Source organism: Chryseobacterium sp. CG10_8, assembly GCF_058117085.1.
In genome coordinates this window covers 18,216-35,977 of record NZ_JBYVEB010000009.1, presented here as the reverse complement: position 1 = coordinate 35,977, position 17,762 = coordinate 18,216, and the positions used below count along the sequence as shown (strand labels likewise).

At 35.8% G+C, this 17,762-nt stretch carries 17 protein-coding genes; 9 read left to right on the top strand and 8 right to left on the bottom strand.

Annotation, left to right across the window (positions count from 1 at the left end):
* Positions 1 to 35: 35 nt before the first annotated feature.
* Positions 36 to 536, bottom strand: a complete 501-nt coding sequence (locus AC4AGG_RS03180; RefSeq protein ID WP_489770533.1) for a DinB family protein — start codon at positions 534 to 536, stop codon at positions 36 to 38.
* A gap of 144 nt (positions 537 to 680) precedes the next feature.
* Here AC4AGG_RS03180 and AC4AGG_RS03175 point away from each other — a divergent pair, with 144 nt between their 5' ends.
* The 5 genes from AC4AGG_RS03175 (at position 681) to AC4AGG_RS03155 (ending at position 6,660) form a co-directional block, all read left to right on the top strand.
* Positions 681 to 1,574: a GLPGLI family protein gene (locus AC4AGG_RS03175; protein WP_489770532.1), complete on the top strand. Its 894-nt coding sequence runs from the start codon at positions 681 to 683 to the stop codon at positions 1,572 to 1,574.
* Between the two features lie 118 nt (positions 1,575 to 1,692).
* Complete coding sequence (locus AC4AGG_RS03170) at positions 1,693 to 1,947, top strand: FeoA family protein (protein WP_489770531.1); 255 nt, start codon at positions 1,693 to 1,695, stop codon at positions 1,945 to 1,947.
* Between the two features lie 13 nt (positions 1,948 to 1,960).
* Positions 1,961 to 3,994: a ferrous iron transport protein B gene (gene feoB, locus AC4AGG_RS03165; RefSeq protein ID WP_489770530.1), complete on the top strand. Its 2,034-nt coding sequence runs from the start codon at positions 1,961 to 1,963 to the stop codon at positions 3,992 to 3,994.
* A 339-nt stretch (positions 3,995 to 4,333) separates the two neighbouring features.
* Complete coding sequence (locus tag AC4AGG_RS03160; protein WP_489770529.1) at positions 4,334 to 5,821, top strand: DNA recombination protein RmuC; 1,488 nt, start codon at positions 4,334 to 4,336, stop codon at positions 5,819 to 5,821.
* 74 nt (positions 5,822 to 5,895) lie between these two features.
* Positions 5,896 to 6,660: a TrmH family RNA methyltransferase gene (locus AC4AGG_RS03155; protein ID WP_489770528.1), complete on the top strand. Its 765-nt coding sequence runs from the start codon at positions 5,896 to 5,898 to the stop codon at positions 6,658 to 6,660.
* Between the two features lie 51 nt (positions 6,661 to 6,711).
* Here the strand turns inward: AC4AGG_RS03155 and AC4AGG_RS03150 are convergent, their stop codons facing one another.
* A complete protein-coding gene (locus AC4AGG_RS03150; RefSeq protein ID WP_489770527.1) occupies positions 6,712 to 7,011 on the bottom strand; it encodes a hypothetical protein in 300 nt (99 codons plus the stop codon).
* A 192-nt stretch (positions 7,012 to 7,203) separates the two neighbouring features.
* On the opposite strand from AC4AGG_RS03150, the gene AC4AGG_RS03145 reads away from it, so the two are divergent.
* Both AC4AGG_RS03145 and AC4AGG_RS03140 read left to right on the top strand, forming a co-directional pair.
* Positions 7,204 to 8,376 (top strand): hypothetical protein, encoded by a 1,173-nt coding sequence (locus AC4AGG_RS03145; protein WP_489770526.1) that lies wholly within the window; start codon positions 7,204 to 7,206, stop codon positions 8,374 to 8,376.
* Positions 8,360 to 8,941 (top strand): hypothetical protein, encoded by a 582-nt coding sequence (locus tag AC4AGG_RS03140; protein ID WP_489770525.1) that lies wholly within the window; start codon positions 8,360 to 8,362, stop codon positions 8,939 to 8,941. Before AC4AGG_RS03145 ends, AC4AGG_RS03140 begins: the two co-directional genes overlap by 17 nt.
* Here AC4AGG_RS03140 and AC4AGG_RS03135 read toward each other — a convergent pair.
* The 3 genes from AC4AGG_RS03135 to AC4AGG_RS03125 form a co-directional block, all read right to left on the bottom strand.
* Positions 8,893 to 9,465, bottom strand: coding sequence for a 5-formyltetrahydrofolate cyclo-ligase (locus AC4AGG_RS03135; RefSeq protein WP_489770524.1), 573 nt, complete (start codon positions 9,463 to 9,465; stop codon positions 8,893 to 8,895). The two genes, AC4AGG_RS03140 and AC4AGG_RS03135, sit on opposite strands and share 49 nt — an antisense overlap.
* Positions 9,466 to 9,468: 3 nt before the next feature.
* Complete coding sequence (locus AC4AGG_RS03130) at positions 9,469 to 9,699, bottom strand: ferredoxin (protein WP_489770558.1); 231 nt, start codon at positions 9,697 to 9,699, stop codon at positions 9,469 to 9,471.
* A gap of 66 nt (positions 9,700 to 9,765) precedes the next feature.
* Positions 9,766 to 11,010 carry a peptidase U32 family protein gene (locus AC4AGG_RS03125; RefSeq protein ID WP_489770523.1) on the bottom strand — a complete coding sequence of 415 codons (1,245 nt, stop codon included), beginning with the start codon at positions 11,008 to 11,010 and terminating at the stop codon, positions 9,766 to 9,768.
* A gap of 255 nt (positions 11,011 to 11,265) precedes the next feature.
* Here AC4AGG_RS03125 and AC4AGG_RS03120 point away from each other — a divergent pair, with 255 nt between their 5' ends.
* Positions 11,266 to 12,804, top strand: a complete 1,539-nt coding sequence (locus tag AC4AGG_RS03120; protein ID WP_489770522.1) for a trypsin-like peptidase domain-containing protein — start codon at positions 11,266 to 11,268, stop codon at positions 12,802 to 12,804.
* Positions 12,805 to 12,860: 56 nt separating this feature from the next.
* Here AC4AGG_RS03120 and AC4AGG_RS03115 read toward each other — a convergent pair whose 3' ends face one another.
* Genes AC4AGG_RS03115 through AC4AGG_RS03105 form a run of 3 tightly spaced genes read right to left on the bottom strand, consistent with a single transcriptional unit; the run spans position 12,861 to position 16,345 of the window.
* The gene (locus AC4AGG_RS03115) at positions 12,861 to 13,304 is read right to left on the bottom strand and encodes a hypothetical protein (protein WP_489770557.1); all 444 of its coding nucleotides are present in this window, start codon (positions 13,302 to 13,304) and stop codon (positions 12,861 to 12,863) included.
* Positions 13,305 to 13,306: 2 nt separating this feature from the next.
* Positions 13,307 to 13,684 carry a RidA family protein gene (locus tag AC4AGG_RS03110; RefSeq protein WP_489770521.1) on the bottom strand — a complete coding sequence of 126 codons (378 nt, stop codon included), beginning with the start codon at positions 13,682 to 13,684 and terminating at the stop codon, positions 13,307 to 13,309.
* Between the two features lie 39 nt (positions 13,685 to 13,723).
* Positions 13,724 to 16,345, bottom strand: coding sequence for a putative LPS assembly protein LptD (locus tag AC4AGG_RS03105; RefSeq protein ID WP_489770520.1), 2,622 nt, complete (start codon positions 16,343 to 16,345; stop codon positions 13,724 to 13,726).
* Between the two features lie 21 nt (positions 16,346 to 16,366).
* Here AC4AGG_RS03105 and AC4AGG_RS03100 point away from each other — a divergent pair, with 21 nt between their 5' ends.
* Positions 16,367 to 17,656, top strand: coding sequence for an N-acetylmuramoyl-L-alanine amidase family protein (locus AC4AGG_RS03100; RefSeq protein WP_489770519.1), 1,290 nt, complete (start codon positions 16,367 to 16,369; stop codon positions 17,654 to 17,656).
* Positions 17,657 to 17,762: the final 106 nt, after the last annotated feature.

The following is a 17,762-nucleotide window of genomic DNA, read 5'->3' as shown; positions in this document are numbered from 1 at the left end:
TCGGGATTTTTTATGAGAGTAATCAATGTGATTATTTAGAAACCATTTTGGTCATCAGCAGAAGGACCATAACTTCCGGGAAGCGCAATGTCATTTAGCCTGTAATAGACTCCAAGTTGTGCTCTATGATGCGTAATTTGATCCAAAGCATGACGAATTGCGCCATATTTGCTCCATTGACTTAGTGTTTGCCCATGCATTTTAATTGCCCAACTTGGTTCCAAATCTTCTTCTGTTGCATTTTCCAAAGCTGTTTTTCCAGCGGTATAGTCAGCTTCTAATTTTTGTAGAAGGTCTTCTTTGGTGTTGAGAACCTCAGGCTTATATTCGGTGACGCCAAAATCAAGTTCAGAAGTGGTGAAAATAGTCTCAGGCCAAGCAAAGACTTCCACAATATGCGTTGCAAGTGGCATCATTTTGAAGCTTTTTTCATGTGGAGCATAATCGTTTTTCCCTTCAGGAAAAGCCTCCAAAAATTTCTTAGTTGTTTGGTATTCTTGTTCCAGCTCTGCCTTCAAATTGGGTAGTGTGTTCATTTTTTGATCTTTTTTATTGTTGAATGTAAAAGTAATTATATCCAACTGTTTTCGAGAATTGACTAAACATAAAGTTTTGTTAATTTTTTTTCGAAAATTGTAACAATAGATAACATTATTATACTAATGCATTAAAATATTAGAATGAAAAAAATAACTTCTTTATTACTTTTATTGATTGTTTTTTCTGTTTCAGCTCAGGAAACCGCCAATCGTTTCTTTTATGAGATGACTTACAAACCAAAGAAAGATTCGGCTAAGATGGAGAAAGTGATGATGATTTTAGATATTACAAAGGATAAATCTATCTATCAGGATTATACCGTGATTTCACAAGATTCTTTGATGAAGGTAGAAATCGAAGCAATGCAAAAGGCAGGGGTCATGAAAGACTTATCTAAAGTCATGAAACAACCTAAGATTTCATACAGAATTTACAAGGCTTATCCTGATATGAAGGTAACGTATGTAGAAAAGGTAGCCAATGGATTCACACCAAGTAATATCGCTTATGAGGATGACCAGAAAATTAACTGGAAAGTTTCTAGCGAGAAGCAAAAGATAGGTGAGTATAATGCGCAGAAGGCCACTGCAGATTTTGGAGGAAGAAAGTGGACGGCTTGGTTTTCTAGTGATTTACCTTTCCAAGACGGACCATATAAGTTTCATGGTTTGCCGGGATTAATTGTGAAAATTGAAGATGATAAGAAAAATTATTCTTGGGAGCTTAAAGGGAATAAAACGGTTAATGATTACACCGAATACTCTTATATAGAAAACATGATGAGAGCAACAGGAGGAAAACCTGTGGTTGTGACCAGAGATAAATTTGATAAAACATTTAACGCTTTTAAGAAAGATCCTTTTGCGTCAGCAAGGCCACATTTAACAGCAGAAGTGATGTCTCAATCAATCCCAGGAATGGATATGACAGTGGGAGAGATGGTGAAGAAGCAAGAAAAGGCATATCTAGATTTTTATAAGAGCATTGACAACCCGATTGAGGTTGAGTCTGCGGCTGTTAAGCCAATCAATTGACATTCATATTAACTAATTTATAATTGGGAAGCCCCTTAAAAGGCTTCTTTTTTTATTGATGAATATCATTATTTAGATTTATTTTAAATAACTTATATTTGCATCACAATTTTAAGATTTGACTTCGGATAACCTCAATAAATTATGTTGTTTTCCCACCAAGAAAAAGGGGAAGATTTTGGATTACGATAATGAGTCGTTAAAGATGCCATGCAAAATAATCGAAATGGGATTGCTTCCTGATACAGAGTTTTTGATTCTTCATCGAGCACCTTTTCATGGACCTTTGTATATAGAATTTGGTTCGGAAAATTCCAGAGTTGCACTAAGAGAGGAGGAAGCGCAATACATTATTGTAGATTCGCTTGATTGAGTAAGTAGACCACATGCAAAATTCACAAAAAAAACAAGTCCTTCTGGTAGGAAATCCCAATGTTGGGAAATCCACGATTTTTAATGCTTTATGCAATAAGAAACAGAAAACCGGAAATTATGCAGGTGTTACCGTAGCAAGCCATTTTGGAGACTATATTTACAAAGATGAAGAAATCGAAGTGGTTGATTTGCCAGGTGCTTATAGTATATATCCAAGTTCCGAGGACGAGTCCGTCTTCATCAAGTTTCTGATTGAAGAGCAATCCAATTACGTTGGTATTATTTATCTTTTAGATGCCCTTAACATTAAGCGAGGGCTTCTATTGTTTCAACAGATTTCAGATTTGAGGATTCCTGTTTTGGTGGTTCTTAATCAGATTGATGAGGCAGAAAGAAGAGGGATCTTCGTTGATACTAAGAAGTTGAGCGAGACGCTTCAAGTTCCAGTTTTTGAAACCAATGCAAAGAAGAGAATTGGGATTGATGTGGTACGAGATGCTGTCCATGACCGAAAATTTGGCCGAAATCAAAATTCATTCTTTGAGATTCCGCGAGAACATCGAGAATTAGTTTCAAAACTTTCTCAGCAATTGCGAGAGGCTAATCAATATAAAGTTTGGACTTTGCTTTCTTCAGAAGTCTATTTGGGAAATCTTGAAAGCATTAAAGACAAATTAGAAGGAGAGGAAACAAAATGTCTCGTTCCAAAACGTCTTCAGACACAAGAAACGCTAAGAAGATATCAAAATATTGAGGCGACAATGCCTAAAATTGTGTCAAAGAAGACCTCTGCAAAAGAACATCTTACGGAAAAGCTAGACCAGATTTTGGTGCATCCCATTTTAGGATACTTAGTTTTTGCTTTAATTCTATTGATTACTTTTCAGTTGGTGTTTTTCCTTGCCGCCTATCCAATGGAGTGGATTGAGACCATCTTTTTAAAATTATCTTCTTTTTCTAAAGAATATCTTCCTCAAGGACCGATTAACTCGTTGGTTTCTGACGGGATTGTCCCAGGAATTGGAGGAATTATGGTGTTTGCCCCACAAATTGGGATACTTCTATATTTTCTTTATTTGCTGGAAGATTCTGGATATATGGCGCGTGTTATATTTCTGATGGACCGATTACTTAGACCTTTTGGACTCAATGGGAAAAGTATTGTTCCTTTGGTTTCTGGTACCGCTTGCGCTATTCCTGCAATCATGTCTACTAGAAATATCGAGAATATTAAAGAGCGTCTAATCACCATCTTGGTAACACCATTTATGACCTGTTCGGCGCGTCTTCCTGTTTACAGTATCATTATTGGATTAATTATCCCAGACCATTATTTCGGAGGGATTAGTTACAAAGCTTTGGCTTTGATGGTAATGTATTTTCTAGGTTTTTTTATGGCGCTAATGGCTTCATTAGTGTTGAAAAAAGTCATCAAAAATACTGGAAAGACTTTCTTGGTTATGGATTTGCCCAAATACAAGGTACCACTTTTTGGTTATGATTTCCGATTGGTTTTAGGTAAAGTTTGGGAGTTTATCACAGGAGCTGGTAAAGTCATTTTTGCAGTGAGCGTAATCCTTTGGTTTTTAAGTTATATCGGACCAAAACAGAAACCAGAGCAATGGATAGCAACGGATGTCCATCTCGACCACTCTTATCTTGCCAAAGCTGGAAAATTAATAGAGCCTACTATCGAACCTTTGGGTTACGATTGGAAGATGGGTATTGGGATTTTGTCGAGTTTTGCAGCAAGAGAAGTCTTTGTGGGAACGATGTCCACATTATATAGCTTAGAAAGCGACGCAGAGGAGGTCAAAGTAATTGACAAAATGCGAGCGGACACCAAGCCTAATGGTGAAAAAGTGTTCAGTTTTGCGACGGGTCTTTCAATTTTGATATTTTATGCCTTTGCAATGCAGTGTGTTTCTACGATTGCAGTGGTTTATAGAGAAACAAAAAGTTGGAAATGGACATTGTTGCAATTGGCGGGAATGTCAGCCATTGCTTATTTTGCTTCCATGTTGGTTTTTCAGATGTTTAAATAACATTCGGAGTTCATTTTTATAAAATTAAATTTCTTTGATGCTAAATTTTAATTTTGTTTGAAGTCAAGTCGAATACAGGTAGTTTAAAATTGTAAGAAATTATGGATATGTTAGTTTTACAATATGTTGTCATCGCAATTGCATTGATTTTTGCTTGTTATTCTATTTACAGGATAATTAGGAAAAATTTTGCTCCTTCTAAGTTTGATAGCAAGAGAAAGAGCTGTGATAAAGATTGCGGTTGCTCCTAAACTCCAGTTTTTGTTAGTTGTAGATTCAAAAACGAATCACTTTTCCACAACCTTCGTTTATCCTTTTATCTTTTCTTATTTTTGAAGAATGGAAATCCTATACATTATTTTATCATTCGTTTTAGGTGGTGTTTTAGCCTATTTTATACTGAAATCTTCTTCTGTATCTAGGAAGAGCTATGACGAACTCAATAACAGCTATCTTAAGCAAGTTTCGGATTTTTCTAATGCAGAATCTCGTATTTCCGAACTTTCTCGTCATATCGCTGAGGAAAAGCAAACTAATTTTTCTCAAACCGAGATTCTTAGTCAGTTAAAGAATGAGCTTTCTAAGATTTCTGCGGAAAATGATTTTCAGAACAAGCAAATCGAACAACAATTGCATGTTAATACCCAGCAAACTTTAGAAATAAAAGATCTACAGGTTGAAAAGCAACAGTTAATTTCGGTGAGATCAGAGCTTTCAGCTCAAAATGAAAGTCTTAAGCAATTGCTTGAAAATCAGAAAGAAGAAATTGCCAAAATGCAAGCTTTGGCCAAAAGTGAATTTCAAAATTTAGCAAATAAGATTCTAGAGGAGAAAACAGAGAAATTCACTATACAGAATAAAGAGAATTTAGATAATATATTGAAGCCTTTTCAGGAAAAAATTACTGAATTGAAGGACCGCGTGAACGAAGCTTACGAGAAGGAAAACAAAGAACGTTTTTCTCTTGCTGAAAAAGTGAAAGAGTTAGCTGAGCTTAATCAGCAGATTTCTAATGACGCCAAAAAACTTACGAGAGCTTTAAAAGGAGAAAGTAAAACCCAAGGTAATTGGGGCGAAATGATTTTGGAAAGCATTCTCGAAAAGTCAGGACTGGTAAAAGGAAGAGAGTATTTCTTGGAGCACCAGTTGACAGATGAGGATAATAAAGCTCTTTTTTCTGAGTTTTCTGGAAAGAAAATGCGTCCTGATGCAGTAGTTAAATATCCTGATGAGCGTAATGTTATTATTGATTCAAAGGTTTCTCTTACCGCCTTCACAGAATTGGTGGATGAAGCAGACGCTGATGTCTATCAAATTAAGTTAAATCAGCATTTGGCTTCTGTAAAAAACCATATTGTTGAACTTTCCAAGAAAGCATACGATGACTACGGAAAATCCTTGGATTTTGTCATGATGTTTATTCCCAGTGAGCCAGCCTATATTGCGGCAATGCAAGCTGACCAGAATCTTTGGAATTTTGCGTATGATCGAAGAATTCTTTTGCTTAATCCTAGTAATTTGATCACGTCGCTCAAACTTATTGCTGACTTGTGGAAGCGTGAATATCAGAACCGCAACTCGATGGAGATCGCAGAAAGAGGAGCTAAATTGTATGATAAATTTGTTGGATTTATTGATAATTTGGAAAAAGTTGGTAAAAATTTAGACAACGCAAGAAACTCTTATCAAGATGCATATAAACAGCTATCAACAGGTAATGATAACCTTGTTTTGCAGACACAGAAACTCAAAGAGCTAGGAATCAAAAATAAAAAAGAATTACCACAAAGTTTAATGGACAATTCTCAGAATCTCATTGACGGTTAATGGGATATAGTTGAAAAGTAGCATGTTTTTGTTACTTTTTTGTTTTCTAAATTTAATTTAAACTTCCAAAAATAATGATAGAGAGTTTACAGAACGACAAAATTAAATATATTACACGATTGATTACAGATAACAGATTTCGTAAGAAGTCAGGCGTTTTTGTGGTTGAAGGGAAGCAAGAGAACTCACGGGCGATGCAATTTGGGTTTCTGGCGCAAGAGTTTTTTGTTTGTGAAAGTATTTATAACGATGTCTTACCCGAAGGCAAAGTCCATTTAGTTTCGGAAAAGATATATGAGAAATTAGCTTATCGTGGAAGTTCAGAAGGTATTCTTGGTGTCTTTGAAGCCAAAGAATTTGATTTAAATAGTTTTAACCCTAGAAAAGGAGCTGGTATAATTGTTTTAGAAAGTGTTGAGAAGCCTGGTAATTTGGGTGCAATTTTGCGAAGTTGCGAAGCTTTCGGTATTGAGGCTCTCATTGTCACCGATGCTAAAGCTGATATCTATAATCCAAACGTTCTGAGGTCAAGTGTTGGTTGTTTATTTGGGATGAATGTTTTTTTGAGTTCTAATCGGGAAACCTACGACTTTTTGAAGAAGAACGATTTCAAGATTTATTCGACATTCATGGATGAAAAGGCGAAGGAAATTCAGGTTGCAGATCTCAAGGGAGATACTGCTATTGTTTTTGGAACGGAACATTCTGGTTTAAGTGATTTTTGGCTTGATAAATCAGAGAACATTCTAATACCAATGGTAGGAACAATAGATTCTCTTAACCTTAGTAATGCTGTAGCGATAACCTGTTTCGAATTATTACGTCAAAATAAAGTATAAAAAAAACCGTTTCGCTGGGCGAAACGGTCTTGTTTTTTGAGTTTACTAAAATTATTTAGTAGCTTCTTTTACAGCTTCTTTAGCATCTTTAGCAGTTGCAGCAGCAGCATCAGCAGTAGCAGCAGCATCAGCAGTAGCAGCAGCAGCGTCAGCAGTTGTAGCAGCAGCAGCGTCAACAGTAGCAGCAGCAGCAGTATCAACAGTAGCAGCAGCAGTGTCAACAGCAGCAGCAGCAGTATCTACAGCAGCAGCAGCAGCAGTATCAGCTCCTTCAGTAACAGCAGCGTCAGTTTTTTTACAAGAAACAAGAGCTAAAGCAGCGATAGCTGCAACGAACAATGATTTTTTCATAATAAATAATGTTTAAATTTGTTTTTAATTAATTTCTTTTTTCACGTTCAAGTGATTGTTCTCTCAATTGAACGGTACAAATGTAGAGCGAGAAAAAAATTTGTTTATGAAAATTAGTTGTAATATATTTGTAAAATAATTTTACAATTTATTATATCTGTAAATCAGAAAGATAAACTATTAACGAAAATTTTGAATAATTTAGATTTATTACATTTCGAGCAATTAAAATCTGAAATTCAGTCCAGATATTTAGAAAATCATACTCCTTCCGACGAAAATATTTCGAATTGGAAGGGGATTGATATCGTGTATTTTCAAGAAGACCTCAGAAAAGCAACCAAAGGTAATATTAGTGAGAAGTCTTTTTATACTTATTTTAAGGCGACACCAGTTGCTAAAATTCCTAGAATTGACATTCTGAATATCCTTTCCATCTACGCTGGCTATGTTTCTTGGTACGATTTTAAGAAGAACCATTTGTTTGTTGACGAGATTCTAAATGAGTATGAAGAATCTTTGGCTGAGAATTTGGATACTGATATAGAAGATGTTGATGATGCGCTGATTGAGAAAGGTGAATTTGTTAACGCCCCTTCTAGTTCAGTTCAGGAAAGTACAGTTATAGATGTTGATAAAGGTATTCAGGAGTCAAGTCCTGTCATTGAAACGAAGGTTTCTCCGCCTGTATCAGTGGTGTCTAATTCTCAACCTGCTGTTAGAAGAAAGTCTCTAAAGGATTATGCATGGTTGATTGTTTCTGCTATTTTGCTTGTTGTTATTGGTTTTTTAGGGTTTAATAGTCAAGTATTTGATTCTACTTATACATACCACTTTGTAGATGCTGATCGAAATGCTAAGATTCAAGATCCTATCCAAGTAAAAGTGATTAAAAAGGATGAATCTCCTATCTATTACAGCTTAAAGCCGGGAGAAGATTTTTCTTATCCAACAAAGGATCAGGTATTAAGAATGGAGATTTCTTCACCGCTTTATGAAAGTATAGAAATTAACAGAAACCTTGCTAGTGCTCCGCGAGAAGAAACCATTCAATTGAGGCCGGACGATTATAAGATGGCAGTTAATTTCTTTTCTACCATGGAAATTTCTGGGAATCCGGAAGAATCTGCACTCTTAATTAAGCAGAAGAGGCGTGAGTTGGAAAGTCGTATTGCGGTAGACGCAATTATTTATCAAGTTTTTGACAATGATATTTATGGTGTCGAAACACTTGACAGACAGAAGTATATTAATCTTGTAACTACCCCTACAACATCTCTTAAGAATCTTGATGTAATTGATATCAAACGAGAAAAGGGAAAAATCATTCTAATTAAATTTAAAATTAATGATGAGACCGAATAACATATTTAAAGTACTTTTGATTGCGATTTTTGCTATCATGAGTGTTGTCGCTTGTAAGAAAGAGCAAGGGCCTCCATCAATAGAACAAGTTAAGTATAACAGTAATAGAAGCACCTATAAGCTTGATAGTGCAGAAGTTATTCAGAAGATAACCAAACAAAAGGTACAGGAGGTATTGGATCTTGCCACATTGTATTCGTTAGGGAATAAGGATACTGAAATAGATTCGGTGATGTATGATCAGATTTTAGGATATTTCTTTAAACCTGATTCTACGACATTAAAGAAACTCTTTACTGAGTTAGATTCCTTGAAAGTAAAACAGTCTAGATTAAGTGCCTTCGAAGTTTTCGAAACTTATGTTGGTACGGATACGCTTAATTTTGCTAAGTTTAGTGTAGAATATTATGACAAGTCTAATCGTAAGTTAGCTGATAAAGAGCATCTTGCTCAGTATGTATTGGTTCCTAAGGAAATAAAATTCAAAAAAGAATTTAAGTTTTACTTTATCAATTTTTATAATAACCCTTTGAAAGACAGTATTTCATCGGGAGTTACTAAGTAATCCAAAGGAATATCGTATTCCGTAACGTCAGTTATAAGCTCATTGGGTGGGAAAAATGCTAAACCTACTTTAATCGTTTTTGATGATATTTTTGAAAAAAATCTATCATAGAAGCCTTTTCCGTAGCCAATTCTGTTGCCATATTGGTCACAATATAATAATGGAGTAATGACGATATCGTATGATTTTATGGTAGCATCCTCATTACTTTTAGGTTCTTTTATTCCCCAAGAGTTTACATCAAATTCAGTTTCGGCATTTAATTCAATTGAAATAAGTTCATCATTAATCATTTTGGGAACAAAAACAGTATTTTTATTCTCAAAAAAGTAATCTAGAAAATATTTTGTGTCAACTTCGTTGAATTTTTCAATGGTTAAAAATATGTGAACTTTTTGAGTTTCAATTACTTTAAATTGTAAAATAAAATTTTCGAATATTTTCTTAGAGAAATCTCGAACTTGTTCTTTGCTCAGATTCTTTCTTTTTTCGAGATATAATTTACGAAGTTCTAATTTTGTCATTATTTATATCTCTTTGACGGAAATAATCTTAACGGGACAAGCTTTTGCCGCTTTATCACATGGTTCAAAAGCATCCGGAATAGGCGTTTTTACTGTAAAAAAACCTTTTTTTTCGTTAGATTTGAGCAAAACTGACTTTCCGTCTTTTTTAGACATTCGGAAATATTCTGGAGCAAATTCGGCGCAATAGTTACAACCAATACATTTGTCTCTTTGAAGGGTGATGATAACCATATTTTTAAGAGTCAAGTAAAAAGAGTCAGGTGTAAAAATACTGACTCTTTCTCCTTGGGTCATTTTTTACGCTTTTACAATTTTATATAATTTGTCAGAAGGGCGCACTCGGAAATCTGTTTTGAAAGTGATAACATCTGCTTTTGTCGCTTTTGTTTCAGTGCCTTTACCATCAACCATCATTTCTGTGATTTCCATTTCTTGGGTTCCGGTTGTTGGCCCCTGGATGAGAACCTGGTCTCCAACATTAAGGTCGTACGCTTCAATTAAGAATTCTGCAATATTGGATTTTGGATAGAAGTGTCTACCTTTACCAATATATACTTTTTTCTGAGTAGCATTAGAACCTGGATTAGCTGACCATTCTCCCAATTCCTGACCAAGATAATATCCACTCCAGAAACCACGATTGTACACTTTTTCTAATTCCTTCATCCAATTTTCTACTTTTTCTTGAGAGAAAGTACCATCTGCTATAGAGTCTATAGCTTCGCGATAGCATTTGGTGACGGAAGCAACATATTCTGGCGCTCTACCTCTTCCTTCAACTTTAAGAACTTTGACACCAGCATCAACAATTTGATCTAAAAATCCAATCGTACAAAGATCTTTTGGAGACATCATGTACTCGTTATCTAATTCGATTTCGAAGCCAGACTCTTGGTCAATTACGGTATATTTTTTTCTGCAATTTTGTTTGCATGCTCCTCTGTTAGCTGAAGAATTGTGAGAGTGGAGACTCAAATAACACTTTCCAGAAACAGCCATACATAGTGCTCCATGACCAAAGATTTCGATTTCAACCAAGTTTCCAGATGGACCTTTGATTTGTTCTTTTTCTATTTGATCACATATTTTTTTAATCTGTGTAATCGAAAGTTCGCGGCTCATCACCATGGTATCGGCAAAAAGAGCGTAAAACTTTACTGTTTCTATGTTGGTGATATTAATTTGGGTGGAAATATGTACTTCCATTCCAATTTGTCTTGCATAGGCAATTACCGCCTGATCCATCGCAATCACAGCGGTCAAGTCTGCTTCTTTGGCCTTGTCAAGTAGGGTTTTTATGATCGATAAGTCATGATCATAAATAATGGTGTTAAGGGTAAGATAGGTTCTTACTCCTTTTTCCTTGCATCTTTTTGAGATTTCTGGAAGGTCATCAATGGTAAAATTCATGGAAGCTCGAGCTCGCATGTTGAGTTGCTCTACACCAAAGTACACTGAATCCGCTCCGTTATCTAATGCTGCCTGCAAAGAGGTGAAGTCACCTGCAGGTGACATCAATTCTATTCTTCCGTTTTTTGTCATTCTATATTATGATGAAATTTTTGCAAAGATATACTTTTTGTTGTTTTTATCGTTTTGTGACAAAATTTCAAATATTTTTGACAAGTTGTCATTTGTCTAATGTTAACGAAAAACCTTGATTAGCAAGGAAAAATCTATAAAAACGCTTAATTCTTGTTAAATTTTAGTTAAAAGTGTAACTATATGATGTATATCTGCACCTATTTAGCATTAAATTTGTGTAGAGATTAAAAACCTAATAAAAAGAGAGAAACAATGAAGAGTACTTTAAAAAAATTATTGCCTTTTGCTGTGGTGGGAGTCATTTCTGGAGCTACAACTTTTGGCGCAATCAAATATTTTGACAACGGAGCTAATAATCAGGATTACTCCTTCTTTTCAACTGCAAAAAGTGATACCTCATTTGCGGGTATGAACGCTGCAGCTATAGGAGATGACTTTGTAAAAGCATCCAAAACTACGGTTCCAGCGGTTGTCACCATTAAAAATTATCAGAATAATGCTAATGCAAGGGGGAGTAGTTCACAACAAGACTTATTTGAGTGGTTTTTCGGAGACCCTTTTGGAGGTGGAAATCAGCAGCCGCAAAGACAACAGAAAAAGCCTGATAACATGCCAACAGGGATGGGATCGGGGGTGATTATTTCACCTGATGGTTATATCATTACCAATAATCATGTGGTTGAAGGGGCTAACAAGTTGGAAGTGGTTCTTAATAATAAAAAATCATATATCGCGACTTTGGTAGGAACGGATCCTAATACAGATATTAGTCTTTTAAAAATTGAAGACAACAATTTGCCGTATCTTAATTTTGCAAATTCTGATAATATCGAAGTAGGGCAATGGGTTTTAGCAGTCGGAAATCCTTTAGGTCTTAATTCTACCGTTACAGCGGGAATTGTTTCTGCAAAAGGTAGAGGTATTGGAATCCTTGGAGGGCAAGGTCAAGCAACTAATCCTATTGAAAGTTTTATTCAGACAGATGCAGCAATTAATAGAGGAAACTCTGGAGGAGCATTGGTGAATCTTAATGGAGATTTAATTGGTATTAACTCTGCAATTGCATCGCCTAATGGATATTATACGGGTTATGGTTTTGCAGTGCCATCAAATTTGGCAAGAAAGATTGTTGAGGATATTAAGAAGTTTGGTTTAGTACAAAGGGGTTTCTTAGGAGTGAGTACACTTGATCTTTCCAACGACCAACAAGTTGCGCAATATAATCAAGAAAAGAAGACTAATATCAAAGGAGGAAGTGGTGTATATGTAACTGGTATTTCAGAGAATGGTGGAGCAGAAGACGCAGGAATGAAAATTGGAGATGTTATTACCAAAATTGATAGTTACAATATTACAGATTTTCCAGACTTATCTTTAGCTATTGGTAGCAAGCGTCCTGGAGATCAAGTTGTAGTTAACTATACCCGCAATGGTAAACCAGCCACAACTACGGTAACCTTAAAAGACCAAAAGGGGAATACAAAGGCTAGAACCAAAGCTGATCTTTCAGTTACTGAGAAAATAGGAGCAGAGTTTGATCCATTGAGTAATCAATTTAAAACTGACTATGGTCTAAACAGTGGAGTGGTTGCAAAGAATGTGGTTGCTAATGGTGAGATGGCGAAAATCGGAATCGTTGACCGTTATATTATTATTGAAGTTAACGGTAAGCCAGTAAATAGCCAGAAGGATATAGAAAAAATCTTAGAAAAGCATGAAGGCAATGTCCAAATAAAATTTGTTGACAGCTATGGGCAAATGTACACAAGAGGATTTGCAATGCCGAAATAATTAATATTTTCAAATTCAAATGAAAGCCGCAACTCGATTGGGAGTTGCGGCTTTTTTTATTTTGTTTTTGCTTTGCTTCGCTTTTTGTTTCTTTCATAGATGACCTCTACTATTTTTCCTCCGATCCATGAGAATGGGAAAAAGGTTAGGAAGATAAGGATTTTATAAAAGGTTGGGTGATAAGGAAAAATGATAATATCCAACATAGCGATGAATAGCATGATAAATCCTATCAAAATTGCGTAGGCAACTTTAGCATATTTCACAATGATTGCGGTGGCTACACCCCCAACGGCAGCTGCAACTCCCGAAATCAGAAGTAAAAATCCAAAGAATCCATTGTCGTTTTGGACTGATTGCAAAAACGCTGACCAATGATCAAACGGAGAAAAAGACTCAAAAGTAATCCATTGAGAATTGGTTCTAATCCCCAAAGTGATAATGAGCCATGCAATGGTCAATCCGACTAAGACTCCTAAAGTATTCCGAAGAAAATCCATCATTAGGAAACTGCAATCATTGAAATTTCGATGTCAACATTTTTAGGAAGACAAGAAACCTGCACTGTTTCTCTAGCAGGATATTTACCTTCCTGAAGATACGAAGCATATATCCCGTTAACAACCGCAAAATCATCCATGCTTTTCAAGAAAATACTCGCTTTCACGACATGATCAAAACTTAATCCAGCTTCTTCCAAAATCGCTGAAAGATTCTTCATCACTTGGTGAGTTTGAGCTTCGATTCCGTCAACAACTTCACCGGACTGAGGATCAACAGGAATTTGTCCTGAGATGTACAAAGTACCGTTCGCAAGAATTGCTTGTGCATAAGGTCCTATCGCAGCAGGCGCATTTTGAGTAGAGATTTCTTTTTTCATAAGTTATTTTGTCAATAAATGTATATAAAATTTTTCTTTTTAAAAAGGAGAACCGCTTTCTGGGAAATTACGATCCTTATATTTGAGTGCATCACTTAAGATGTTCGCTTTGATTCCAATGAAGAAATCATATACTTTGGTCTGTCCAAAAGGAACCCAATTGAAGTTAATGGTAAAACTTCGCTGATCTCTTGAGAATCCAATTCTTGTATAAGCTAGTTCTTTTGAAATAAAGTCGTAATGGGTACTTCCATTGATATTCCAGAAAGGGGTAAGCTGAATCTTTCCATCCAATCCTAATGAGCCACTTTTGGTTCCGTATCTTGCAAGGTTTTTGGAATAAGCGTAAGTCGCGCTAATATTCAAAGACCAAGGTTGTTGGAAATGCGCATAATTATCATCATCAAAGAAATAATTTTCATTTCTGATTTCACCTTTCTTTTTAAAACTTTTGCTGTAATCTTTCTTTTCTCCAAAAATCGCTTCGCTCAAAGGATAAGAAAGCTGAAGCCCGAAGGTTTCAACTCTAAATGATCCAAAATTTTCTGACAATATGCCTGTCGTCGCATCATCGTCTTCAAAAACGACTTGATAAGGATTAAGAGCTAAGTTAGTATTAAGTCTTAATTTACCTTCGAATAATGAGGTCTGTCCACTGAATGTTAGATTCGACCAAGGATGAGTTGTAGCAGCAAAATTATATCCTCCACCTATGCTTAAAGTTTCAAAAATTTTGATTTTTTTGTAACCTGTGGAATCGGTTTTTGATTTTAGTTTCATTTCCAAATTATTTCCGATGGAGAAGCCGATGGCTCCGATTTCTCCCGAGCCTGGATTCCCAACTGGAGTTCCATCAAAAATAGAATAGGGCGTCAACACACCGTTGGTGTCATAGTAATTTTTGTAGTATCCAAATTTTGGATCGCCAAAATCAGGAGCGTAAGTAAAGCTAACCGCAGGGGTTACCATGTGTCTGATCCCTCCTATTTTTGAGCCTTTCTTAAATATTTTGGTACCGTAGAGCGTTGTTGAAATTCCTGCAGACGAAGAAAAAGTTGAAAAACCAGCAAAATTTCTATTGTATGTATTATCTACAGCGTTGTCTATTGGGTCATATCGTCTTTCCAAAGTTTTTGTGGTTAGCGCATTATCAAAACCTGCACTGACCGAAAATATGAAATACTTCGCTATTGTCGTACTAGTTGATAAATCGATATTGTTGGTCAATCCAGTTTGCATATTGGCCCACATTTCTTTTTGGAACAATTCTCCTTCGGTCGTCTCAACATAATTATTAAAGTTGAATCCAGTATTTACGGTAATGTTTTCCAAAAGGCCCTCTCTGACCCCGGTTTTAGATTTGAAAAGGTAAAATTGATTAATGGTAACATTAACCTGAGGTAATCTTAAATTAGAAACGCCCGTAGAAAAATTCTGCGAGTATGAGGTAGAACCTGTTATAGTAATAGGAAGTGTCAAAAATCTTTTGGTGACGCTCACCGATGAGTTTTGTTGGGTGTTAAGAACACTTTGGTCAAAAATGTAAGCGTTGTTAACGGTATTCTGATAGAATTTGCTACTGACCACATTCACAGAAGCCGAAAAGTTCAAAAGTGGATTGGCTTTGGTGTCTTGGGAGTGTCTCCAGGCAATTCTGTAAGTTTTGGTTTTTGAGTAATTGTCCAAACCTTTGATTCCGGTAACTGTATTTCCCATTTCCGCAGAAAAGTTCCCTGTGTACCGGTATTTTTTGAGATAATTGACTTCGGGGCGAAAGGTCCAGCTTCCTTTGGTATAATAATCGAGTAAAATTTTAATATCGAAATGTTCACCAATAGGTTGATAGTATCCCAGATTGTTTAGATAAAAACCAACATCTTGCCGTTCTCCAAAACTTGGCATCAAGATTCCGGCAGACCTTTTGTCACTAAAAGGAAGCAACGCAAAAGGCATTATTAATGGGGTAGGAATTTGTTCAATATACATTACAGCAGGACCTGTTACCAACTGAGATTTATCTTTGCCTTTTTTCATTTTGATGATAGAAGCGGCAATATGATAATCGGCTAAAGAGTCCTTTTGTTTGATATAATATTCGTCAGTAGTGTAAAGGGCTCGCCGCATTACAAATACAGAATCGTTGTACTTTTTCGTTTTTTGAGCATTGATAACCCCTTCGCTTTCTTCTGTTCGAGCGCCATAAGCAATGGCTTGTCCTGTTTTGTAATTGTAAGCGAAATTTTTGTACTCATAGGTCTTTCCACCTTGTACAGCAGATGCATACTTAATGACTTTGCCTAAAGAATCAGTTTCTCCAAATGCAGAAATAAGTGTTTTATCACGGTCAATAACGATGTAATCCGCCTTGATTTCCATGCCCATATATTGGACAACGGCGTTCTTCTTAAGGTAGGTCATGTTCTTGACGACGTCTGTCCGAACACTTTCCTCGGCATTGGCACGTAATATATCCTCCAGTTGTTCTTTTTTGACAACAACCGTATCTGTTTTCCTCTCGAAAGTTTTAACTTCCTTGTTTTCAATATTATTTTGAGCGTAGGTAGACACACAAAATATGTTAAAAATTAGGAAAATTAAAATATGTAATTTATTTTTGGAGCCGATTTTGATACGTATTTTAATTAAAATTAGAGGTTTCAAAATTAAAATAATTTTTAAAAAATGAAGATGATTAATAGATTTTGTTTCAAAAAATATGCATTTCTGCTTTTGATGCTATCAACTATTGTTATTAACGCACAAAAGAAGTTTACTATTGTGTTGGACCCAGGGCATGGTGGAAGCGACATTGGAGCAAACCGTAATTATGACTTTGGACTAGCACAAGAAAAGAACATTACTTTAGCAATCGTTCTCGAATTGGGTAAAATGATAGAGAAGAATAAAAGTTTCAAAGTTATCTATACGAGGACTACGGACGAGTTTCCCACATTAGGGTATCGTACAACGCTTGCTAATAAGAGTAAAGCGGATTTGTTTGTTTCTGTACATGTTAATTCTTCACCTAGTAAAACGGCTACAGCAAGGGGAACTGAAACTTTTGTTCAGGGACCAGACCAAAATCGAGATAATCTTGAAGTAGCAAAAAGGGAGAATGATGTAATCTATTTGGACGAAAAAGATAAAGCAACCTTTGCAAGTTACGACCCAAGTTCTCCAGAATCGCTCATAGCATTGAAACTTCAGCAAAGCAAGTATCTAGAGAGAAGTTTGTTTTTGGGAAATATGGTTGAGGAAAATTTTGAAAAAAGCGGAAGATACTCAAGAGGAGTAAAGCAAGCCAATTTACACGTGTTGCGTATGAATGCGATGCCTTCCGTGCTCATCGAGACGGGATTTGTCAATAATTATGAAGATGCAGCGTTATTGACTTCTGAAAAGGGGCAGAAAGAAGTGGCGTCTCTCATCTATGATGCAATTATGAAGTATGCTCAGAAATCTCATGGAATTAATAAAGAGCCTGTCCCAGTTAAAGTAGAAAAACCAAAAGAAGTTCCTTCAAGTAACGACTATCGTATTCAGTTGATGAGTACAGGGGTCAGATATAGTCAAAACGACCCTGCTTTTAGAGGTCTCAAGTACATCTTGGCTATTAAAGAAGGAAATATGTACAAGTACTACTACGCAGTGACCAATTTGGGCTCAGTGAGAGATATCAACCTGAAAACAGCAAGAGACGCGGGATTTAAGAATGCATTTGCGGTTCAGTTTGTTCCTAAACAAAGTCTTAATTCTGGTTATTATACGCTAGAAGTTTCAGCAAGTAACAAAAAACTTGATTCTGATTCTTATATTTTGAAGACGCTAAAAGATGTGGAAAGAGTCAAAGATGGTGGATTATTTTACTACACTTATGGCAATGTAAAAACTTTGGAAGAGGCGATTGAGCTTCAAAAATCTGTTGCAGCGAAGGGAATCGTTAATACAGTCATCCAAAAGGTGAATAAATAATTGCATTGAAAATCAAAAAGAAAGGAAAAAAAGTAGATTTTTTTTTAAAATAAATTTGGAGGGAAAAGAAATATTTATATCTTTGCACCCACATTTCAGAAAGAGA